The sequence below is a fragment of the Candidatus Nanosynbacter sp. TM7-057 genome, from assembly GCF_022828295.1.
Classification (GTDB): domain Bacteria; phylum Patescibacteriota; class Saccharimonadia; order Saccharimonadales; family Saccharimonadaceae; genus Nanosynbacter.
Genome location: NZ_JAJQJT010000004.1, coordinates 1 through 21,242, shown reverse-complemented (window position 1 = coordinate 21,242; position 21,242 = coordinate 1). Strand labels below are relative to the sequence as shown.

33 protein-coding genes are annotated in these 21,242 nt (G+C 40.6%); 1 reads left to right on the top strand and 32 read right to left on the bottom strand.

The annotated features are described in order from the left end of the window. Window position 1: 1 nt before the first annotated feature. From LRM45_RS04100 to LRM45_RS04085, 4 genes are read right to left on the bottom strand one after another with little or no spacing between them, the layout of a single operon-like run. The gene (locus LRM45_RS04100) at window positions 2-388 is read right to left on the bottom strand and encodes a hypothetical protein (RefSeq protein ID WP_243826863.1); all 387 of its coding nucleotides are present in this window, start codon (window positions 386-388) and stop codon (window positions 2-4) included. Beyond that, window positions 385-2,904: a tape measure protein gene (locus LRM45_RS04095; protein ID WP_243826862.1), complete on the bottom strand. Its 2,520-nt coding sequence runs from the start codon at window positions 2,902-2,904 to the stop codon at window positions 385-387. Before LRM45_RS04095 ends, LRM45_RS04100 begins: the two co-directional genes overlap by 4 nt. Beyond that, on the bottom strand, window positions 2,897-3,307 hold the full coding sequence (locus LRM45_RS04090; RefSeq protein ID WP_243826861.1) for a hypothetical protein: 411 nt from the start codon (window positions 3,305-3,307) through the stop codon (window positions 2,897-2,899). Before LRM45_RS04090 ends, LRM45_RS04095 begins: the two co-directional genes overlap by 8 nt. Next, window positions 3,307-3,720, bottom strand: coding sequence for a hypothetical protein (locus tag LRM45_RS04085; RefSeq protein WP_243826860.1), 414 nt, complete (start codon window positions 3,718-3,720; stop codon window positions 3,307-3,309). The genes LRM45_RS04090 and LRM45_RS04085 overlap by 1 nt, the downstream gene beginning before the upstream one ends. A 114-nt stretch (window positions 3,721-3,834) precedes the next feature. Between LRM45_RS04085 and LRM45_RS04080 the strand changes: the two genes are divergently transcribed. Further along, the gene (locus tag LRM45_RS04080; protein ID WP_243826859.1) at window positions 3,835-4,368 is read left to right on the top strand and encodes a hypothetical protein; all 534 of its coding nucleotides are present in this window, start codon (window positions 3,835-3,837) and stop codon (window positions 4,366-4,368) included. Window positions 4,369-4,415: 47 nt separating this feature from the next. Here LRM45_RS04080 and LRM45_RS04075 read toward each other — a convergent pair whose 3' ends face one another. The 28 genes from LRM45_RS04075 to LRM45_RS03940 form a co-directional block, all read right to left on the bottom strand. Then, window positions 4,416-4,988 (bottom strand): hypothetical protein, encoded by a 573-nt coding sequence (locus LRM45_RS04075; RefSeq protein ID WP_243826858.1) that lies wholly within the window; start codon window positions 4,986-4,988, stop codon window positions 4,416-4,418. 11 nt (window positions 4,989-4,999) lie between these two features. Continuing rightward, window positions 5,000-5,395: a minor capsid protein gene (locus tag LRM45_RS04070; RefSeq protein ID WP_243826857.1), complete on the bottom strand. Its 396-nt coding sequence runs from the start codon at window positions 5,393-5,395 to the stop codon at window positions 5,000-5,002. Next, window positions 5,392-5,709, bottom strand: a complete 318-nt coding sequence (locus tag LRM45_RS04065; RefSeq protein ID WP_243826856.1) for a hypothetical protein — start codon at window positions 5,707-5,709, stop codon at window positions 5,392-5,394. Before LRM45_RS04065 ends, LRM45_RS04070 begins: the two co-directional genes overlap by 4 nt. Next, on the bottom strand, window positions 5,690-6,061 hold the full coding sequence (locus LRM45_RS04060; protein WP_243826855.1) for a hypothetical protein: 372 nt from the start codon (window positions 6,059-6,061) through the stop codon (window positions 5,690-5,692). The genes LRM45_RS04065 and LRM45_RS04060 overlap by 20 nt, the downstream gene beginning before the upstream one ends. Beyond that, window positions 6,039-6,542, bottom strand: a complete 504-nt coding sequence (locus LRM45_RS04055; protein WP_243826854.1) for a hypothetical protein — start codon at window positions 6,540-6,542, stop codon at window positions 6,039-6,041. Before LRM45_RS04055 ends, LRM45_RS04060 begins: the two co-directional genes overlap by 23 nt. Before the next feature lie 107 nt (window positions 6,543-6,649). Beyond that, entirely contained in the window at window positions 6,650-8,440 is a 1,791-nt protein-coding gene (locus LRM45_RS04050) for a head maturation protease, ClpP-related (RefSeq protein WP_243826853.1), read from the bottom strand. Window positions 8,441-8,703: 263 nt separating this feature from the next. Continuing rightward, on the bottom strand, window positions 8,704-10,731 hold the full coding sequence (locus LRM45_RS04045; RefSeq protein WP_243826852.1) for a phage portal protein: 2,028 nt from the start codon (window positions 10,729-10,731) through the stop codon (window positions 8,704-8,706). A gap of 17 nt (window positions 10,732-10,748) precedes the next feature. Further along, a complete protein-coding gene (locus LRM45_RS04040; RefSeq protein WP_243826851.1) occupies window positions 10,749-11,909 on the bottom strand; it encodes a phage terminase large subunit in 1,161 nt (386 codons plus the stop codon). Between the two features lies 1 nt (window position 11,910). Continuing rightward, the gene (locus LRM45_RS04035) at window positions 11,911-12,267 is read right to left on the bottom strand and encodes a hypothetical protein (RefSeq protein WP_243826850.1); all 357 of its coding nucleotides are present in this window, start codon (window positions 12,265-12,267) and stop codon (window positions 11,911-11,913) included. Beyond that, a complete protein-coding gene (locus LRM45_RS04030; protein ID WP_243826849.1) occupies window positions 12,264-12,509 on the bottom strand; it encodes a hypothetical protein in 246 nt (81 codons plus the stop codon). The genes LRM45_RS04035 and LRM45_RS04030 overlap by 4 nt, the downstream gene beginning before the upstream one ends. Next, a complete protein-coding gene (locus LRM45_RS04025) occupies window positions 12,506-12,739 on the bottom strand; it encodes a hypothetical protein (RefSeq protein WP_243826848.1) in 234 nt (77 codons plus the stop codon). The genes LRM45_RS04030 and LRM45_RS04025 overlap by 4 nt, the downstream gene beginning before the upstream one ends. Before the next feature lie 394 nt (window positions 12,740-13,133). Beyond that, window positions 13,134-13,454: a hypothetical protein gene (locus LRM45_RS04020; protein WP_243826847.1), complete on the bottom strand. Its 321-nt coding sequence runs from the start codon at window positions 13,452-13,454 to the stop codon at window positions 13,134-13,136. Next, window positions 13,454-13,657, bottom strand: coding sequence for a hypothetical protein (locus LRM45_RS04015; protein ID WP_243826846.1), 204 nt, complete (start codon window positions 13,655-13,657; stop codon window positions 13,454-13,456). Before LRM45_RS04015 ends, LRM45_RS04020 begins: the two co-directional genes overlap by 1 nt. After that, on the bottom strand, window positions 13,657-14,034 hold the full coding sequence (locus LRM45_RS04010; RefSeq protein WP_243826845.1) for a YopX family protein: 378 nt from the start codon (window positions 14,032-14,034) through the stop codon (window positions 13,657-13,659). Before LRM45_RS04010 ends, LRM45_RS04015 begins: the two co-directional genes overlap by 1 nt. Continuing rightward, on the bottom strand, window positions 14,034-14,618 hold the full coding sequence (locus LRM45_RS04005; protein ID WP_243826844.1) for a hypothetical protein: 585 nt from the start codon (window positions 14,616-14,618) through the stop codon (window positions 14,034-14,036). The genes LRM45_RS04010 and LRM45_RS04005 overlap by 1 nt, the downstream gene beginning before the upstream one ends. Before the next feature lie 761 nt (window positions 14,619-15,379). Next, a complete protein-coding gene (locus LRM45_RS04000; RefSeq protein WP_243826843.1) occupies window positions 15,380-15,610 on the bottom strand; it encodes a hypothetical protein in 231 nt (76 codons plus the stop codon). Then, on the bottom strand, window positions 15,607-16,215 hold the full coding sequence (locus tag LRM45_RS03995) for a hypothetical protein (protein ID WP_243826842.1): 609 nt from the start codon (window positions 16,213-16,215) through the stop codon (window positions 15,607-15,609). The genes LRM45_RS04000 and LRM45_RS03995 overlap by 4 nt, the downstream gene beginning before the upstream one ends. A 191-nt stretch (window positions 16,216-16,406) precedes the next feature. Beyond that, the gene (locus tag LRM45_RS03990; RefSeq protein ID WP_243826841.1) at window positions 16,407-16,595 is read right to left on the bottom strand and encodes a hypothetical protein; all 189 of its coding nucleotides are present in this window, start codon (window positions 16,593-16,595) and stop codon (window positions 16,407-16,409) included. After that, window positions 16,580-16,891: a hypothetical protein gene (locus LRM45_RS03985; RefSeq protein WP_243826840.1), complete on the bottom strand. Its 312-nt coding sequence runs from the start codon at window positions 16,889-16,891 to the stop codon at window positions 16,580-16,582. Before LRM45_RS03985 ends, LRM45_RS03990 begins: the two co-directional genes overlap by 16 nt. 143 nt (window positions 16,892-17,034) lie before the next feature. After that, window positions 17,035-17,403: a recombination protein NinG gene (locus LRM45_RS03980; RefSeq protein ID WP_243826839.1), complete on the bottom strand. Its 369-nt coding sequence runs from the start codon at window positions 17,401-17,403 to the stop codon at window positions 17,035-17,037. A gap of 1 nt (window position 17,404) precedes the next feature. Further along, window positions 17,405-17,668, bottom strand: a complete 264-nt coding sequence (locus LRM45_RS03975) for a hypothetical protein (RefSeq protein ID WP_243826838.1) — start codon at window positions 17,666-17,668, stop codon at window positions 17,405-17,407. Between the two features lie 69 nt (window positions 17,669-17,737). Continuing rightward, a complete protein-coding gene (locus LRM45_RS03970) occupies window positions 17,738-17,998 on the bottom strand; it encodes a hypothetical protein (RefSeq protein WP_243826837.1) in 261 nt (86 codons plus the stop codon). A gap of 8 nt (window positions 17,999-18,006) precedes the next feature. Continuing rightward, the gene (locus LRM45_RS03965) at window positions 18,007-18,534 is read right to left on the bottom strand and encodes a hypothetical protein (protein ID WP_243826836.1); all 528 of its coding nucleotides are present in this window, start codon (window positions 18,532-18,534) and stop codon (window positions 18,007-18,009) included. 16 nt (window positions 18,535-18,550) lie between these two features. Continuing rightward, window positions 18,551-19,315, bottom strand: a complete 765-nt coding sequence (locus LRM45_RS03960) for a YqaJ viral recombinase family protein (RefSeq protein WP_243826835.1) — start codon at window positions 19,313-19,315, stop codon at window positions 18,551-18,553. Continuing rightward, entirely contained in the window at window positions 19,312-19,872 is a 561-nt protein-coding gene (locus LRM45_RS03955; RefSeq protein WP_243826834.1) for an ERF family protein, read from the bottom strand. Before LRM45_RS03955 ends, LRM45_RS03960 begins: the two co-directional genes overlap by 4 nt. A gap of 12 nt (window positions 19,873-19,884) precedes the next feature. Beyond that, entirely contained in the window at window positions 19,885-20,268 is a 384-nt protein-coding gene (locus LRM45_RS03950) for a transglycosylase SLT domain-containing protein (protein ID WP_243826833.1), read from the bottom strand. 20 nt (window positions 20,269-20,288) lie between these two features. Then, window positions 20,289-20,510, bottom strand: a complete 222-nt coding sequence (locus tag LRM45_RS03945; protein WP_243826832.1) for a hypothetical protein — start codon at window positions 20,508-20,510, stop codon at window positions 20,289-20,291. Then, window positions 20,498-20,737 carry a hypothetical protein gene (locus LRM45_RS03940; protein WP_243826831.1) on the bottom strand — a complete coding sequence of 80 codons (240 nt, stop codon included), beginning with the start codon at window positions 20,735-20,737 and terminating at the stop codon, window positions 20,498-20,500. The genes LRM45_RS03945 and LRM45_RS03940 overlap by 13 nt, the downstream gene beginning before the upstream one ends. Window positions 20,738-21,242 lie beyond the last annotated feature (505 nt).

Below are 21,242 nucleotides of genomic sequence, written 5' to 3'. Positions count from 1 at the left end.
TTTATTGTCCCAAGTTCTGCTCAGTCTCGACCATCGTTAAAGTAATACCCTCTACATCACCACACAGGTTTATGACGTCTTTTTTACTGATAGAAATCTTCACTGGGGTATTAGTAGCTGAGCCGTCAGATAATGTAAGTAGTGGATATCTATTAGTCGTATATTGCCTTTGAACAAAGCCCCACAATTCAGCGAACTCATCTGCTGTTAAATGACCAAAAATATTAGTCCAAACTCTTTTGTGATAAACGTAGTCTGTATATACATTTCCCGACAAAACAGTAACGTCTGTCTCTCCAAAATTAGAATTCTCAGAAAATGGGCTTGAAATGTATTCATGATTCCAAGTTTTTGAAGCTGTAGAATCGGTTAATGTCATCTCTTTCATGCGAACCTCGCTTTCTGGCTCTGTTCAAACGCCTGCATAATTTGGTCAGCAACTTTTCTTCTTTCGTCAGGAGAAGTTGCGAATACGCCGCTCACATTGATGGTGATTTGTTGCGATGGCTGTGTATTAGTCTCTTTTAGTACTTTAGTAAACGTATCTGCCATAATTTTTTGTGGAGTAACGATTTCCGGGTTAGCCTTAGCTCCTAAATATTCACCAGCGATAACAGGTGTAGCTGTAGTCAAAACACCACCCTTTGCTAGCCTTGGAAGACTGAACCTCTGAATGTTAGGTATGTGAACATTAGGAATCTTATTTATGATATTTAAGGCTCCATTTAATAGATCTATAGGCTTGTTTATGACCCTCTCGATTTGCGCTATCAAGCCGTTTATCATTCCTTTACCAATACCGATAACGCCGTTCCAAGCCGCAACTCCTAGGTTTGCCGCCCAAGAACCAAAATTACCCAAAGAGTCGCGCATTGGCTTCCAGAATCGACCACCTCCAAAATCGAAGAAGTCCACAGTCGCTCGCCACATATCATCTAAGAATTTGCCGAACGTATACTTTCCGTCGTCTGCCTGTTGCTGGTTGAGAGTCTTCAATTTGTTATTTAGTTCTTCTCTTTGTTTTTTCAGCTTCTCTAAGGTCTCTCCATTATTTGCAAGAATACCCGCATTTGTTTCGGCGTTATTAGATAGAGCGTCTTGTTTTTGCTGTTCAAGTGTGGCTAATTGTTCATCGCGTCGCTCTTTGAGACTTTCAATCTCATCAAGCTTAATCATATTTTGAACACTAGCTAAATCAGCACGGTGCTTATCTTGAAATGCTAATTCAGTGTTAAGTTGTTGTTGTAAATCAGCTAGCCTCTGATCTCTTTTGAGTTTGTCGGCATCGTTCTCGGCGTTTAATTTCTCCTGGTTTGCCGCGAATTGCTCGTCGTATAGTGCCTGCTCTTTGTCTAATGCAAACTGTAGCTCAGCAAGCTTCTGAGCATTGTAAGAGTTATTAAAGTTTTGCAAAAACCTAATCTGATTTGTTAAAGCTTGAACCTTACTCTGGTGTTCTCTGATTTCTTCGACTTGAGATTTTCTAAATGAGGCAGAGCGTTTGGCTATTTCAGCGTCATAGTTGGCATTTTCCTCGGCAATTTGTTTAGTTAGGTCCTTAATTGTGTCTTCATGTTTGACGCGGATGTCATTTAAGTCTCGGCTATAATCTCTCCATATTTTAGACGCTTGAGCTTCTAGCTTGTCTAGCTCCTTGGTTAGCTTTTTGGCGGATTTTGCCGCCTTTTCCATACCTTTAGACGAACCACCAGCAGATTTCTCAAGTAGCGCTATTTGAGCATCAACGCTTGCCAGTTGAGACTTTAGACTTTCAGCGCTCTCTCCGCTACCACCAGCCGCAGAACCAAGCATTCCAAATGCCTGTGCCGCCATCACCGCACCAGCCGCAATAGCAGACAACAGAGCTACGATTGGATGACTTGAGAACGCTATCATCGCTGCTCGAGCTAACAGGAATCCTTTTTGCAATATAAATAATCCACCAGCAACAAGCGCAAATGTTACGATTCCTGAGCCTGCGACCTGTATAACACCGCTAAATGGAGCCAACAATGCACCAACAGCACCAGCCAACCCACCAACAGCATTCAATACAGTTTCTATTCCTGCGCCAACTCCAGCTAAAATTGCTCCAATATTGCTTGCTCCTAATCCTTGAATAAGGTTAGCCATTCCTCGAGCGACAGCAGTTTGCATATTCGTAAATGAAGTCTGAAGACCGCCAGTCGCTTTTTCCGCCATTGAATCAAGAGATTCAAGACCTCCGCCTCCATTGTGATCTAATTCTATAAGCTTTTGAGTGAGTTGCTCAGCAGATAACTTACCTTCGCTGCCCATTTCTTTGAGCGTACCCATTGTAACGCCCATCTCTTTTGCGACTGCTTGCAAAACAGGTGTCATTCCCGAATTTAATAATGAATTAAACGTCTGAGCTTGAACAGCTCCACGTCCAAAATCCTGCGAGAGCTGTGTTATAGCATTGTCCACCATAGCGCTTGAACCGCCGAATGCTAGAATAGCGTCGTTTATAGCCTTAAACGCCTGCTCTCCAGCGACCATTGAACCAGAAACAGCGACAAGACGTTGCACGCCTCTTACAGCTTCGTCAAGAGATGTAGGTAGCCCTTTAATATCAGCTTCGAGCTGCTTCATTGATGCGGAAACTTGATCGCCAGATTGTCCCATTGCTCGGAACACACGAGCGGCGTTATTCAGCGTGTCTACACGCCTCACAGCTCCACCAATTGAATTTGAGACAAGTCCTATGGCTTTATCTAAAAGTAACATTGAGGTGGCGGCACTTGCGCCTACAGCCAGACCTTTTTCTAAATTGGAGCCGTCTTTCTTAAGACCGTCAAGCTTTGATTTCACAGAACCAATATCAGCATCTAGCTTATCTAAAGCTAGTCTGACATCATATGAAATCTCGCCAACGTTACTCATCGAATGCTATCTCCGACCTCTTCTTCAAATCTTTTTCTAACGCACTAAATCCTTCTTTGGAAAACGCACCAGCAGTCGCATAATATGTCGCTGATTGATTCTTAGCGGTCATTTGGTTATGTACAGCGTCTGCGGCATCAATTAGCATCAAAGCCTCGTCTAAAGTAAACGGAACAAGAACTTTCTCAAAACTGTCACCATTCTTCTCGAATGATTCAATATATCCACGCTTCACTGCTTCGACTGCGCCCCAGCCAAGATACACACCTAATTTAGCAATAATCCACATCTCAGGTGCGACTTTCGCTCCAGTGGCTTGTCGCGTGGTGCGATCCTTATATCGCTGCTCAACACGTGCCTTCTCTTCAGGTGTGAGCAAGTCTTTTAAGTTTACTACTGCCACTATTTACGCCTACTTTCTCTGCTAGAAAAGATATCATTAAACAAATCTTGAATAGCTAAACTAGATAAGCTACCTAGCATTTCCATTGCTTTTTTAGAGTCATCAAAACAGCCAGCATAGATCTTAATCTCTTTTTCTGCAAGCTCTTCTCGTTCCGCCAAAAGCTTATTGCCGCGGTCTATTTTCTCAACAACGCTCTTGTCGTCGTCTTTGATCTTTGACCTGTCAATCTTCTGGATTTCTGCCTGTAGTGCCATTAGTTCATTTATAGCTTTGACAGATAATCGTGTAATCTTATTAATCTCTAGGCTTTCATTCGATCCTAGCGGACGTACTTTTAATACTCCGTATGGTTCACCGAAGTCAACCTCTTTATAACCTTGATATTTTGATAGATTTAATTTAATTGTCATATTATTTACCCTTTCATCTTATAATTTTGAGCTTTTATCGTGAGCATAGGGACTTTTCGGGCAAGATGTGGTAATGTATAATCATTAAATTAAATTTCAATGAGGCATGTATAAATGGACGAAAAAATTATTAAAAAATTGTCGCAAGAGGACGCCGACAAGCTACATTCATTAATAAAGCAGCTTGACAACGGAACGCTCGACCAAAAAACTTACAATAAGAGATATAAGAAACTCTCACAAGACCTGAACTGGAAATATCAGCCTAAAGGTGTAAAAATGATACCTAAAATTATCGGTCTTGCGCTTCTAGCTATGCTCATAGCAGGTGCTTTAATGCAAGCTCTAGACTCTCAATCTGGGAAAATAACAGGCACGGCTTCCGCACTCGCAGAACAATACGACGTCGCTAATATGGTTACTAACTTCGAGCTAACAAACTCATCAAACAAAGACATGAATGCAACATGTAAAATTACTCTACAGCCTTCAGACAAAACAAATCCTACAGTCACTAAAGAATACTCATTTGATAAAGTCCCAGCAAATTCTACAAAAAAATACCAAGTAGTCATTCCGCGAGTTCATTTCAATGCTGCATATGTGGTTGAAAAAGATACGAAACTAGACTGTCGCAAGAAATATTAGATAACAAAATACCGCTCAAACGAGCGGTATTCTTATTCACAGTTAGCTTACGCCTCAAGTGGTTTCACTGTCTGAGTTTGAGGGTCATACTTGCCCTTCTTGTCTTTCAGACCTGGTCCGTAGCGGAAGAAGCCCTTAGCTGTGCGGTTCATCTGGAAGGTTAATTCCAAAGTTGAATCGTCTCCACTAGCTGAAAATGTAGTATCAAAGCTGTCTGGTAGCGTTACACTATATACGTGAACATCAAAGTCGTCATTAGCTTCACATACTGGGTGAATGTGCAGTGGAACGGTAGTTGCAGAACTTGCGCAAGCTCCAGCACCCCAAGTTACACTTCCAACTGTCTGTTTTGCGCCTGATGCCGCCTCGTATAGTCCAGCGTAAACAGCCTTCACACTTTCTGGACCAGCCAAGTAAAGAGTAAGTGTTACTTCTGACGTGTCAGCTCGACCGCTTGGACGTCGGATTGTGCCGCCTTGAGTTTCAGTTTCTGTCGTTCCGCCTTGGTATTTAACGGCGATGTCTCCCAGCATATCCTGTGGGATTACTAGCTGACCTAGATAGACTTCTTTTGGTCCATTCTGCTTTGCTAGTGCTTTCTTGAACTCTTCTACGTTCATATTTCCTCCTTTTAGTTAATTCTTGCAAGCCCCGTTATTGCGTAAATCATTCTGCCCTGAGTGTCCCTTTCGACAGATGTTGGCATTGATATTGATTCGAAAACCACACAATCAAAGCCTTCCTCTGTGTAACTGGTCTCAGGTAAAGATATACTTACGCCGAGCTTATTAGATAGAAATTCAGATATTCTAGCCAATCTCTTGTATCCGTCCAAATCATCTTTCCCTCGTGAATAAAGTTCAAATGAATATGTAGGACGAACGCCTCTCGACTGGTTGCCGCCTATATCAGAGATATAAACGCCTTTCCTGTCGAGAGTGAGCTTATTCCAGAATAAATCTTTATCAATTTCACCGAATTCGTTGTTTTCTAGATATTTCAAAAGCGACAGTGAAAATACTTTCATCGAAGACCTCCCTTAAAATCAACTTGTTTCTTCACGCTCTCGCCTGCTTTTTCTAGATAATTCAACGTTTGTGGGTTCTTTTTGTTTTCATAGTGACGGCGTTTTGCGTATGGAACATCACCGCCACCGAATACAACACTTGTAGTATCACCATTATCGACTAGTCGTACGCTTTGCTTTAGTGCTCCAGTATCAACTGGCGCTAGCATTTGCGCTCGTGACATTATAGCCTGAGCAATACCCTTTCTCTTATTTTTAGCGTTCACTGCTTGAATTCTCTGCCAAGCGTCAATATTATTCTTGAGCTTCACCATAGTAGTCTCCATAATCTGCGCGCTCCAGAGTCAGAGTGTAATGCTCTAATGTATCAGTATCGAAGTTCATGCCAGCAGTCGCGCCTACAATTTGATAAGAAACTCCATTGACTTGAACGCCATGACCTACAAACATGTTAGTGCTTGTAAAGTCTATAAAATCGACAGGCTTTACATGCAGTGTCGCGGTCGAATCAGTTACTTGAATGTTGTTTGATGCCGTAACCCCACTACGCTGCTTAAAGACACCAGACAAACCTGTGTGGTGTTTTATAAGGTCGCCACGTACCGTTCCTTTGGTAATTTCCAAAAAAATGTAAGGGGTCGACTTAAATACATCGAATACGGTCATTTCTTATCTCTCCTGAACGTAATGTGATTTGACTACATTGACTGTACTTATCAAGTATTGACTTATAGTTCTCAATAATCCTGTCTAACTCGCTAGTCTTATCGTAAGTAATACTGAAGTCTTCGACCTTTTTAGAAGTAATCTTATCCCCTCCAGCAAGTTTTACAGCAAACAATTCAGATATAACTTGAACTAGTTCTTCGGGAATTACTTTCAAACCAAATCCACCATGAACAGTTATTACGTCAGTATGTTTTGTGGGCTTATTCAGTACTATGTTGTCACAAAGCTGACTAGCGTTATCTCCTAGATAAGTGGCAAAGTCGACCGAGTTAGAGTTCACTTTAACAGATTTAACTTCAGAACAAAGACCAATAAACACAGACCTCATCCCGTCTCTACCCTGAAAAGTTCGCTCTTCTTCTATATAGCCGACTTTACTACAAATCAACGCTTCAAGCTTACTGATAGCTATTCGCAATAGGTTATCAAAGTTGCCGCTTTCAAATGAAGTTAGGGAGCGTTGTAAATAGCCCTCAACTTGTTCTTTAGTCAAATTGTATTGCATATCTCAACGCTCCCTTTCTATTAAGCTTTCTTCAAACCGATTGCTGATTTCAAGCCAGACAAGCCACCACCGATGTAAAGCTCTTGCAAGAACTCTTCCTCGTTGGTCTCAAGCTTAAAGTTAGTGAAGGCTTCTACAGAAGTATCACCAACCGTCTTGTACGCACCAAGCACAACAACGTATGCGTCGTAGTCTGGGTCAGTTGCATCAGTAAACCATGTTGGCTCAATGATAGTAGCTGTGTCTAATACATCTTCAGCCTTTGCGCCAATCTGAAACAGATATTTACCGTCAGCGCCCTTTTCAAAGCGTGCGCTTGTTGCAAAGCCTTTCTTAGCAATAAGAACAATCTCACCGTCAGTACGGATCATGTCCTTAGCTCGTGCTACAGCTTCAGCGCGGCTCATACCAGCTGCGATAGTCAACTCATCACCGAAGGTATTCTTTGCTTTTACGTCTGACTTAATAGAAGTAAATGACGTAATCTTGCGCTTGTCATTAGTTTCACGACCGTCACCAATAACAGCAGCACGCTCAACCTCGCGAATAATTCGGGTAGGCAATTCGTTCAGAACGTATTTCATCAACGCACCCGTTGATTTGTTCTCACGGATAGTTTGCTTGTCAAGTACCAAGTACTTATAAATCACACCAGCGCGAATTGTACGGCTTTCAAAGTCAATGACCTGTTGGTCTTTCTTTTCGCCCTTCTTGTGTCCGCCTGCACGGCTAGTATCAGCTTCAACATCGGCTTTGTCCCAAGTAACCTTGAATACATCCAAACCAGTCTTATTCAATTTACTGAAGATTTCACCTGATGTTACAGCGTCTTCAATAGCAGAAACGACAGGCTCTGGCAATTTGAAAAACTCTTTGTCGGTCAAGTTATTCTTAACCAAAACGTCTTGCCAAGCGCTCTTTACGTCATTAAAAGTACGACCAGCGTTTGCCATCAACACTTGTGTAAAATCTCGCACTGATGCTTGAGTTTTTAGATAGTCATTAACAGTAGGGGTTGTCGTAACCTCTGCTTGTTCTTTTGGCTCGATGATTTGAGCCTTTGCGATTTCCTCGTTCATTTTATTCTCCTCTTCTTTACCTGATTTATCTTCTACTGGCGTCTCAGGTGTATCGTCAGCAGGTTCTTCGGTCGTTTCCTCCGCGACCTTCTCGCTTTTTACTCGTGTAGCGATTGCCATAGCTGGTGCCAAGCAAGCGTCTTTCACGATTGAGGTATAGCTAGCGGCAGCTTTCATAGCGTCAGACAAGCTTGTTTTCGCTTCTACTGCTTCGGTTGCAAATCCAAGCTCCACAGCTTCAGCGGCAGTCATCCACGTTTCAGCAGCTAACAGTTCTTCTATCTTTTCTTCAGATAGCCCTGTTCGGCTTGCATAAACTGGAATCATACTCTCACAAGTCTTCTCTAACATCTCAACAGCTCGTCCTAGCTCGTCTGCATTTCCTGCTGCGATTGTCCACGGCTTGTGAACCATCATCATTGCACCAGGCAGCATAACGATTTCGTCGCCAGCCATTGCTATGAGAGACGCTATAGACGCAGCTAGTCCATCGACCTTCACTACAACACGCCCATTATATTCACGGAGCATATTGTAAATCGATACACCAGCGAATACATCACCACCAGGACTGTTAATCCTCACTGTAATGTCGCCTGTATGCGCAGCTAATTCCTCTTTGAAAAGTTTTGGCGTAACGTCATCCTCGAGCCAACTCTCGCTAGCAATAGTGCCATTGATGATTAACTCGTTTGAGGCTTCAGCTTTCGCCCACTTCCAGAATTTATCCATTAGCGTTCCTTTTTAAGGTTATTATTCGGCGCTCAAATGAGCATTGCCTTATTTTCATTCTGAGGTGCTATCGTGAGTGCGAGGGGGCTTCTCATCTTCAGTGAAGACAAGCTGTTTTATCTTGTCGGAGCAGTCAGTCGCGAACAGAACTTTAATATTCAATTTCGCTTTACATTTAGAGTTTGGGCAGATTAAACCCTGTATAGCAGTAGAAGTAACTGCTTCAAACAAATATCTACCACAATATCTACAGTTTATCTTTATCATTGCTTAATCCTGAACTTCGGGCGACCACCACAATTAGGATGAATAGGACCGCCGATATTTTCTTCATAATCATTTATCCATGTGCCGCCGTCTGTTTCTATTGCTTCATTGAGTTTTATCATCGGTTGAGCAACAGGCTTCCAGATTCCTTCCAACGCTCTACACTCTGGGCAATGTGCGCCGACTGGATGATTTATAGTTTTTTCAATTTCTGCTCCTGTTTCAGCTTCGAGCTGTTTCATAGCCTCTACATCGCCAACACTCTCAGAGCGCTGTATTTCAGTGCGAGCCAATCGGGCAACCCTGTATTCGTCAGTGTTCATGATATCTCTCAGTAAGTCTCTTGTCTGACTTTCGCTTAAATTATCAAGATGCGATCGCTCTAGCGTATCGTTGATAACCTTTTTGGTTTCATCATCATATGATTTAGCTACTCGTGTAAGATGTGAACGGTAATCCGCTCTAGCAGTATCAGATAGAACAAACTCGTCAGTGCTTTCAGTGTCTAGTCCTGCGCTCTTAACCATGTCTAAGCCTTTTTTGTATTGATCTGTACCGCTAGAGATAAGCAATAGAGTGATTAACGCTAATGAGTCTTCTATGAAACGTTCCAGCTTGTCGTCTTCAGCTTCATTTTGAGTACCAAGTTCTTGAATAGCTTGATCAACACGGCTCTGCATAAAACTCTTCGCAATATTATATAGTTTGTCGTACTCAGAGGCTTCGGCTTTAAGCGCACCTACTGTGCGTGGGTCTGGAGCTTTCTCCACTTCGCCGCCCTCGTCAACTTGGGGCTTGTCGTTTTCTATCTCAGTATTGTTATTCTCGCCTAGTTTAAGCAGCTTGTAGTTTTGAGGTAGTTTGAGTGCGTCAATGACTGAATCTAATTCGTAACCTTTATCAACCAGCTTTAAGATAGTGTCTGTGTTAGTCGCCATGACTTCTGCTTCAACCTTTTTGCGGTCGGCAATCTCTGGGATTTCATAATCAAAAGTAATAGCAACACCAATTCCACCAGTAATTCGATTGAGTTCATGCGTTAAACGAGAGTAAATCTTAAGCGCTCGTGGATAAACAACACGCTTAGCAAAACCACGTTCAGAAACGTCAGCGTTTGAGTATTTAGCTTGGTCGTCAACGCCTTTAATAATCTGACTAACACCATACGCCATATCAATTCGCTTATTCGCCTGTTCAAACACAGCCGCAAAATCAATATCTTTTTGAGATTGTGCATATGGTATCCACTGAATCTGTGCTTCAGCAGGCTTATTCGTTGTCGGGTCGATTGGACGGTGAGAGTACGTAACATTGCCATTTTTACCAGCGCCGCGGTGTCGAGATTCCAGCAGATCAACCATATCATTATATTCACGAGCAGTACGAGCCGCAATGACAAACATACCAGCAGGAATTGCGTTATTCTCGAAGAACCCACGTTGGAAGTCAGCAATATAATCGTCTAGTGTAATCCATTGGGTAGCGGCTTCGGTTGGTGAGTATCCAGCGTATAAGTTGCTTGGGTCAACACCTCCAGAGATTACAATAACTTGATCTTCAGTAAAAGTCTCAGCCCCTATTTGATAGTAGGTCTTATTATCACGGCGTGTAATACTTGGATGCTCTAAGAATGTGAATCCAGCAATGTTCTGACCCTTGAACCCATAATTCGTAGTCTTTACAGCGCTACCGTTCTCTTTTGCCCAAACCAAAATAAAAGTATTACGATTTACTAAAGTAGAAACAATAAGCTTCTCGCTGAATGAAACGAAATCATCTGCTTGATTAGGATGATAAAGGGCATTAAGAACTGGATTGTTCTGTACGGTCTTGCCATTCGAGTCGATGACTTTTGGCATAATAGTGATAAACTCATTAGCAATCGCTTGAATATTTGGGTAGGCAGAATCGTATTTACTTGCACAATAACGACTATACCAGTCTCCTGTATTAAAATTAGCTAATGAAGAAATGCCCTCAACCTTTACTTGAGATTTTGGCTTAAAAAGTGACAATAAATTCATAATACTATTATCGCTACCTATCGTACGCCACCATACTCTATCTGTGGGATAAACATCTCAGTAAGTCTATACCTAGCGGCATCTAGTGCGTGGTCGTCGCCGTCTTGTGGTACGTTCAGGCTTTTGCCTGACCTATCAGTTGCCCACATATATCTTAAATATTCTTTCTGTAGATTGGTTGAGTTCTTTGTGTATTTAATATTAAGCTCGCTCATCTTATTCACACTCCATTGTCTATAAGTCTGTTTGACATCACCACTAGTCTTAGTCACTCCTTTAACCGTACAGCCTAGCTCCACAAGTTCAGCAATATCTTTAGGCGCGGCACTATCCGCGATTCCTAGCACACTAGCTAGCCCTTCTCTATGAATAACCTCTGAGATATCCTTATTAAACAAACCTGTACTGTAAAGCTTCTCATCAAGGATATATCCGTCAGCTTCTCGATAAACACAAACAAGTGCTGTCGGGTCGTTCGTAAAACCGAAGTCTAATCCATAACCCATTAGTTCAGCGTGCTCAGGTATCTCGTTGATAGATTGCCAGCCATGAAATACTAGTCCTTCCAATTCACCAATCTGCCCCTCACCATAGACTTTCCACCAGTTCTTATTAGAGCGACGCCTTTCGATTGCCGCAATAATACTATCTTCAAGGGCTTCATTATCTTTATAGGTTACGATAACGAAATCAACGTCATCACGTCCTACCAATTCATGCGCCCAATATTCAGCCGTTGGATTGTAGTCAAGATAAATAAACTCTCGCGTACGAACTTCTAGCTGATTAAATGCATCTTCTCTGATTAAGTTAGCCTCATTGATAAATAGGACATCTCGCCTAGGACCTCTAGCTTTGTCGTCATCAAGGGATACGAACTCGAACATTGTCCCATTGAATAACGTAAACGTGTAATCCGATTTATTCTCTTTGATTCTGTAGTACTGCCAATAATTATTAGCTGTGAGTATATTCTTGAAGTCTCGCAATGCACCTCGCTTAAGATGAGGCAGGTTGATACTTGCGATGGTTATTATCTTGTCTGGATTCTTAGTAGCATACTCAAGCAAAATTAAAAGTATGGCTATTGTTTTACCAGCGCTAGTACCACCTTGAACAATGCGAATACGTTTGTTAAGTCGTTTAATTTTATAGTAAGTAGAGGTCTTGCCGAACACATCAATCTTTCTTTGATAAATCCTCTAGCGGTTTTGGCGCTTCAATGTTAGTTTGCTCAATAGTTTGCTTTGGTGTACCGTAGACCTGGTTAATCATTGATTCAATCTCTTTCCACTGAGCTTTCTTTATAGCTGTGGCTAATTTACGTTCAAATAGGCTTTTATTTGGGTCTTCAGAGATTTTCTCCAGCTCCTGTTCGGTAAGCTTTATCATCTGCTCCAATTTATATCGTGCCGTTTCTGTCTTTTTCCAGGCGCCATTATGACGACGTTCTGGGTGTGCTTCAAATCCTGGTGGCGTTGGGACTCCATTCCTACCAACTGAGGGTTTGCGTTGCTTTCTAGGGGCTTCTGTCATTTTATTACCTCCACTATAATAATTACTAAACCTATTGCCGAAATCGGCTTCAACAAATAACTAAAGTCTGTCATTGATAATATCCATATCAATGTTACTGTCCACACACCAGTACAAACCATACACTCTAAAACGCGCACTTTTCTTTTCAGCAGTATCGAGCGTAATTTACTAAATATATCAAACGGACCTGACGTAGCAGTTAATAAATAAGCAAGAGCAAATCCGGCTAAAGCTATCATTCTTTATCTCCTGGTAATTTGCCTAACGGGTAGGCTTTATTGTCAATAACGCAAAAAGGTTGTGGTAACTTCCAAACAGCCGCTTCTTTATAAAAACTTTCACTTAGAGGCGTTCTGATGACTTGAACTACATATCCATTATTCATAGCGTATTCTTCAAGGCGTTCCATCTGCGTCTTATAATGACCGCAACTTGCACATTCTTTTTGATAGACTTTAATAACTTTCATCGCACAAACCTCACTTTTCTATTAGTTAAATCAGGCAACCCTCTTGCTTTTTGAATAGCTAAATCGTATTTATTCGCCCTTTCGAAGACTTCCTGGATAGTTATTTTCTTTCGTTCCATTAGAAACCTACGAAAAGGAGAGAAACTGCGACTGTATGAAGTTCTGTCGTAGACAAACCAGCGATGAAATACATACACACATTCCCTATCGCATACATAAATAGCTTCATGACTGTAGAATATGACTGTTAAATTAGATACTTCGCGTATCGGTATGTAGTCTATTCTTCTAGTCACTTTCGCCACCTAGCAACTCCCAATTGTTAAAGAAATAAAAAAACACGAGACAAGTAGTCCCGTGTTAATTTAATTATATTATTATATAGACAGATTGTCTATAGTTTACTGTAACATATCCATTTGTACCGCTTCGTCTCCTGTTTAATATGTTTGAAGGTTTCGTATTGTTTTGGAACTACCTCAGTCAGATATTTAATTTCTCCATACAGCCTTACGATTTCCAGAATACGTTCACCGATATTGCCATTTACACATCTCTTTGTTTCATCGTAATTATACGGATCCATATATAAAGACGTAACACTAGGTTCGATAGGATTTATATCTTTCAGGACACTTTCTAACGAGCCCTTTTCCAGGATTTCTTCAAGCAGTTCATTTTGCTTTTCGCTTGATTTTCGTATCGACTCAAACATTATTTCTTCTCCAACGACTCCTCATACTCTCTAACCAGATCCATAATACTTTCGACAGAATCGCTCTTTATGCAACTAGCTTCTTTGTAGAAGTCGTCTGGATCGACTTGTTTATGCTCGTACATCAGGGTTAAATCGCCAATCTTATAAGATAGATTGTCTATAACAATCTTGATGCAAGTCATTAAAACTTCGTCTGTCATTATTCCTCCTCCAACAGTTCAGAGTCTTCGTGGATATTGCCAACAACCTCTAGGTTTGCCAGTTCAAAGAGAGGCTCAGCCACGCCTGTACATTCGCCTACAAATCCGCCCTCAGAAAACTTGACGACCCAGTACTCGATAGGCTCACCAGTATCGTCTATAAGGATGTCGCCTTCATAAATATTTACACCGTTCTTGTCTTTCAAGCCTGTATATTGCTCAATAACAATCTCGTCTGCCTCAACAAGTTTTCGGTCATAAAAAGGCTCATCTATAAGAACGGCTGTATAAACTCCATTCCCATCAAATCGTAATGATTCAACCTGACACATTTGTTTATATGGCTTGTACCAAGCCCTAATTTTTAGTTCACGCATTATAACACGTCCTCCGCCTTAATAATTTCAATATCTGATTTATCAACAGTGCTATCAGCGTTATAAATCTCATCAGCATAGTACTCTATAGTGTCTGCAAAGCCTGGTTTCGATACGACACTATCCCTCGTGGCAGCCTTTTCGGCTTCATCTTGAGTTTTAGCTTCAACAAATACAGTGCCTTCTTTTACTACTCGAACTCTGACTTCGTAAATCATTGGCATCTTCTTCCTTGTTTGATCAAAACCCTCCTGTAACATTTCTTGAAGATCGGTTGAGCCGTTATAGAACTGTGTTACGAATTTATAAACACCATCTTGAATTTGAGTAATTTCAACAAAGTTATCATATGCGTCGAAATCTTTATCTAATTCAACTTTATAAATACAATTTCCATCAATAACGACATAGCCGTTATCCTCGAGTTCGTATGCCTCGATTTCTTCTACATCCTTGTAATATCTGCCCCGTTCTTCTACTGGTATGCTTTTCCAAAACTCTTGTAAGTTAGCCTCAAGTTCGTCAGCATCTTTATATTTTTTACAGAGAATAAGTTTTCCTTTACGTCCTACTGTTTCACTCATTATTCTATCTCCCTTCCATTTTTAACAAGCTTAAGATATTGTCGGGTTTTTCTACGGAATACTCGATTAGCGATTACATATGCAGCTTTGCATCCGTCCTCAAACTTACAACAGAAGCCTCTACTTCCCCATATCTTGTAGCGTTTGGCTGATTTAATTCTAGACATTATCTTATTCCTTTATCTCAACCGCAGAACTGGACGGGTATACAAGCTGATGATGATTTGCCGAGATGGTCATTTTAATCTCTATATCCTCGCAAGACCGACTTGCCTCCCTCGCGGGCGATGTTGAGATACCACTCAGAGCTACCTAGTTAAGGTAGATGTACTCGTATAGTCACATCTTTCACTGCTCAAGTTGCAAAGTCAGCAGTTACTTTTCTAGCTCTAGTTGCGGAACTTCGCGAGCTGCAACGCAAGGCTTAGTTTCAGGCTTTCGAGCCACTTATATACCCGATTGACAACACCAATTTGTATATCATTAAGTGAGTTAATTACTTTAAGGTTTGATGTTGCCAGTTGATAGCACGAGGGATGCAACAATTGCGCCTCTACGGCGTTGGTCATTTTGGAACACTCGTGCTACCAGTTGAACAGACGACTCGGGTGGGCAAAATAGTCATCTGTCCAGTTCTACGGTTGAATTGTTAATGTTCTAAACCAATTTCGACACTTGTCGTAAATGGTTTTCTACTGGGTACGATTTGTACCCGATTGAGCAGTTTATCGACTTGCTCAGGTCACCTGTAGAGTACATATTTACGAATCTGTATCTGACGGGTCTCTCCACTCGTCTAAATCTATATCTTCACCATCCACTGCTATCTCACAATCTAGAATAGACAAGTCTTTATGTTGCTCTGGTGCGCCATTTTGGTATGCCCAGTACATGGTGTCATCGGCAATTTCATAAGCTTCATCTTGATTGCTGGCTTTCACTGATAAATAACAGTCTAAGGTTATTTTTACTGGAATACTAAACTCTTTCATTTTTCCTCCTTAATTCCAAAATAAATCTTCCAATCTTGCTCGTTTTCTTCGATGGATTTTTTAGCTTCTTCTCTAGTCGCATAGCGTACAGGTTCACCAGCATCACAGTCATCAAGTTCACACACGGCGAGCGTTTCATGTCCATGGTCATAATAGACAGCCCAACCACCCTTGCCATTCTCAAAGTCTGGCTTAAATGTTGAGGTTCGTTGTAGTCTAACTTCTGCTAGTTCACGGTCAAGAGCTTTTTCACATTCTTCTTCAGTGCGGAATACTCTGCCAGTGCTCCAAGCATTGTAATCACGTAACATTCCAGTATAGTTTGTTGGTCTTATATTGGCATTCTCAAGAATAAAACACCTATCGCCAATTTTAGGCTTCCAGTGAATGCTGTCTTTCGGCTCTTCGATTTCCTCGAACCACTCTGTGAGAATATTTGGAAACTTTTTCAGGGTAGTTTCGTGGTAAATCATTATTATTAAGCCCGTTTCTGTGGTCTTTTGGTTTTCTGGAGTACCAGCAATAAGATTTCCTGTTTTAGAGATATATGCTAACTGTCCAGCTTTGAAGGTGGGTAAATCTTTTAGAAGTTTATAACGTTTCATGCTTTTTCGCTCCTTTCTTAAACACACAATATAGAAAAATAAACGTAACTATAACCAACTCTGCTAAAAGTTCAAGAGTACTGAAGGCATATATCATATATACACCACCTGTAGTATCATCAGATATTTTGAACCCCCATATGAGTTCTGCTAGTTTTATAGTTATAAATATAAACATCAGTTTTTTCTCCTTAAAATAGCTCCAATTGCGTGGCGTAAATTGCACGACTGGCTAATATCTGATTTATACGATGAATAGTTCGCTCGCTCTCGTTCAGGTCGTTTAATGCACCCTCCTTCATCTCCAGCAAGTCTACCGTGTCGACCTCGTCTAATGACTGGTAGTCATCTTCGTAGTAAGGCTTTACTTCTTTTTCCATTTTTTATCCTCTCTATCCTTTAATTCTTCTATAGTTTCTTTCATCGCAACCATACCATTCTTCTCATTATCTATTAAAGAGTAATACCAATATTCAATTGTTTCTCTTTGAAACTTTTCCATCGTCTTTATAATACTTTCAGAAACTTTACCATCAAGTGAAGCTTGATAACTTACAAGGTCATCATATTTAGCGTACCCTTTAGCAATATTAAGTTGAGCGGCTTGTGTAAGGATCTTATATTCGAAGAGGGCTTGATAAATACTTGATCTAGTAGCTTTTGGTAGTGAACCCATTATTACTCCTATTCTTTACGATTGCGTTTCTTATTTCGCAACTCGTTCATCCATTCTTCATCTTGTTTAGCTATGTTGTATTCTGAGATAGCTATGAAAATTAGCAAGAACATGACAATTATTATCCAAATTAAAATAAACATTTATTGTCCTTTGTTTTTTAAGTCTTTAATTAAAATTTCTAGCTCTCCGTCTGTCCATTTATAGGGCTTTTTCATACTTTCCAATAAATCAACGATATCTTCGCCGTAAGTTTTAAGCATGAATCTTGTGTAACCAATCATGTTTCCTTCGTCGAATCGATTACATGATCGACATTGAGCGTGTACGTTTCGCTCGTCATATCTGAGAGCCATCCATCTTCTATTTATGAAGTGTCCAGCGTCAGCCTGTTCAAAAGGCTTTCTCTGACCGCACGAGCAACAAATAAAGAATCCATCTTCAGAATCTCTCATTCTTATATATTTTGAGAAAATCCTATCAGCTTTCTGAATTAGTTTTCGACTTGCCACGCTATTCTCCTAAACGCCAAACTCTTACGAATCTGCCATTCATAATCGGTCGTTCACTTTTTCGCCAGCCAACAGGCTTAAAATCATCACATCTGAATATGTTGCCAGTTGTGTTCCTGTGTATGTATTCAGGGCGAGGGCACTCTTTTAAGACGTCCTCGATCGTGATAAGCGATTTATCCTCTAATAGTTTCTTAGCGGTTACACGAGCCTCTTCTAGCCACGCCTCCCGCTCTTTTTTGAACAAATCTTTGACGGTTACCATATTAGCTTGTCCTCTGTGATAAAACCGTCTAAAGTTGTTATTTTTCGAATAGTACCGCCAGATTTCTTTCTAAAATCTCGAGCCTCTTTCCTTGTCGTAAAATTTCTGCTTAGCGTTTCGTTTTTGACAATATACGTTGTGCAGTTGTTTACGTCCCTTAATCTCTGTGAAGTCATTCTCTTCCCCCCGATTCAATCTTCGTGAGATTACTAAATTGTTATCTATAAACGTCCACTTAAACTTCCTCATAAAACTGATGTCTGGGTCTACAATTCGGATTGTAAACCCGTTGTCAGTTTCGAGAAGATAGACTTTTTTTCTTCTCGTCATTTAACCTCCTAAAAAGGTATTTCGCTCAAATCGACAGGCTCGCTAAGGTCAATGTCTTCAGCAATATTTCCAGATTTACTCTTCAGCTTTGGCTCATATCCCCAGATATTTCGCTCATATCGATATTTCTCGTCACCGTTATTATCTATATATGTCTCTTCTGTTTTTTGGATTGTGTACCAACAAGACTTTCCTGGCAATTTCTGGATTAGTTGAGACATTTCATATAGGCTCTTCATAGATTTGAAAAAATCACGAATCTTCTGTTTCTGCTCATCATCTTTTGCATTATGTACAAAAATCTTACGGATTTTATCAACAGAAAAAGGCGTTGCCGCACCAGTAAACCATAACTTGGCATCGCCTTGTTCGCCGTTTGTACCTTGAACCTTTACATTCAGAAACACTTTATCATTTGCATTTTTTTCAAAAGTAGCTTCGGTGATTGTTACAGCGTGAACACCTTCAGTAAAATATGTCGATTCTTTCAAATCTTCCTCGCTTAATTTCATATTCTTCAATTCTTCGTCCGTCATACCCCTTATCCTTTCCTTAGAACATTAATTTTTGGACTTCTTTTTCTACTAGCTCAAGAGTAGCGTTTTCTACTCGCTTTACTATTTCGATTTCCTCTTTATAGTCTTCTCGATTTAATTCAAAAATCTGTAATCCTAAATCTGGATTTGAGAACACGTCTGAGTAGATACAGAAGTAAAGCTTCTTCAATTTTTCATTAACTACAAAGTACTGAATAATCTGCGGCTTGTATTCGGAAGGTGGATGTTTTTCATAGTAAGCTTTTACTACTTTCCAACTATCCAAACACTTAATCTCTACGGCTTCTGTCTCATCTTCAAACTCGCCGTCTGGTGAGCAAATCATATATTCGTTTACATCAGATTGCCAAACCCGACCAGGGATAATCTTCTTACCAAGTTTTTCAGAAATCAGCTCCCTAGCTTCCTCTTCTAGGATTTGACCTCTCAGCATAGCCGAATAAGTAGCTCCTTCTGGTAAAGTGTAGTCATTCGGATTGATTGGCTTAGCTATTCGTTGAGCAATTAGCTTATAGATTGAATCGTTTATTTGAACATTCGCATAGAGTTCATTCAATTCATCTTCTGTAAGCATTGCTCGGATATTATCCATTGTCAGATTTTTCGGAAACTCATAGCCTTTACTTTCAGCGAATTCGACCAGCTCGGCTTTTGGTATATACCGAACTGACGAGTAATCTTTAGCTGATGAGCCAGATATCCTGCCTTCATGAAAATCCAACCATTCTTGACTTCGTTGTTCAAGGTCTAGGATTTTCATTTATCACCTCCTAGCTTTGCCTTTACCTCATCCTTAACGCCGACAAGTTCACGTGATAGCTTTGGATTAGCTCTGAGAATCTCAATATACTTCTCTTTTAATTCTCCTAGTGTTTTACAAGCTCGTAAGGCTTTTTCGGCAGTAGCTAAATCGGCAGACTCTTTGTCAGTTCTTTCTTTGAGCTTGCGTTCAAGGTTACCGTCGTCATCAGTATCGACAAGTAAATCAAGCATTGCTATGTATGAATATCTCTTCATATAAGTGATACCTGAGCCTTGCGTCTGCGGATTGTTAGGTGCGCTTTCAACTGGTGCAACATCTTCAAGCACCTCACCACTTTCCAAGTGAATGAGCCTGGTTCTAATAGCCGTTTTAGTATCGATATGACTGATTGTTTGCTTAACCATCAATCCGCATTTTTCTAAATCTTCTCGTGTTTCACTGACTACATCGTTGTAGTCTGCGTATTTACTTTTGAAGTATGGGTTTTCTTTTGAGGCTTTCACCAGTGGTGTTATTTTGCGAAACTCTTGTAAAGCTTTGTATAATTCACTCATCGTGCCTCCTTTCTATAAAAATCTTAAATATCTTCCATTTGTGTAAACTGACCAAGCTCTGTAACCTTGTGATTTCCACACGCGATAAGCACAGTCAATATTTATTTCTGGGTTGTGCGAATCACACTTTTCTCGTCCAGGTAAAATCCTTACTTGGAATAGAGAAACTGAATAACCATATACTCTTCCGTTTTGCGTAAATGTCAGGCTTGTATCACCTGTCACGTTCGGATCGCATCCGCTTTCAGCTCTCATAATCGCTAACATAGTTCGTACGTCCCAGTCATATTTTTCAAGTAAAGGTTGAAACCTGTCGCAGCCGCCTACACCAGCTTTCTCCATAGCTTTTTGAGGTGCAGGCGAGGCTTCAACCCTTGCGGCAGTTTGCGGTAGCAACGGTTGCCGCTTCTCCGTCGCTACTGTTTTGACACTTCAACTTTCACATTCTTGACGATTGTTGCAGCTTCAGCTTTGACTTGTTCAGTCTGGTTCTTTTGATATTGCATTCCGCCGATAAAAGCGATAATTGCTGTAATTAAAATCGTGATGATGATAGTTTTGATAGTTTCAATATTAAGTTTTTTCATTTTCTTCTCCTTGTTTTGTTTTTTATTTTCTTTATTTTCTACGCTAGACATTGTACTAACTCCTCTCTAGCACAGATATTTACAACTTCGTCCTCAATTCCGTCACAATCTGGATTCGGACAATAAAACTCAGGTTCGCCCTGGCAACCACACCATTCCGCTTCTTTACCTGAACAGCAAGGTTGAATTACTTCTAGATTGTCGTGGTTGCAATACCACTCATTATCAAAGAAATCAAAGCGATAACTTGCTCTAATTTGCTTTACTTCAATTTTCATATTTACTCTCAATCTGCCATTTGATATAATGGCTTTGTAGCCGCTCTTTTGAGCGGTTTTTGCTTTATACTGCCCACTTTTTAGCGCAGGTGTGGGAGACCTGTAGTGAGCAGCGCTGAGCGTTCGATAATAAACAAGAACTACAAAGTTGTAATAAACTTAACCCATCGAACGCTAGCTGAATTATAAAATGTGCTAGCGGCTATCAAACCGCTCGACGCTACCCACTAGACCAAATTTTTAAGATACTAACTTCTACACGTGTTACGCCTGAACCTTGAGCAATCTGTCACGCTTGTATAATTTTCGTCGTACGCTCTTTTACGGTGTCGCTTACGTAATCGTAATAGTACAGTTTGTTAATTCTGCACGAGATTATCAGACAGCCGATTGATAACCTCGTGGAAATTAAAAAACACCACTTTCGTGATGTAGATAAAAAAAGAACCGCCATAAAGGCGGTGGTTTACAAAACCGTTGCTCTAGCCAACTGAGCTAAAGCGGC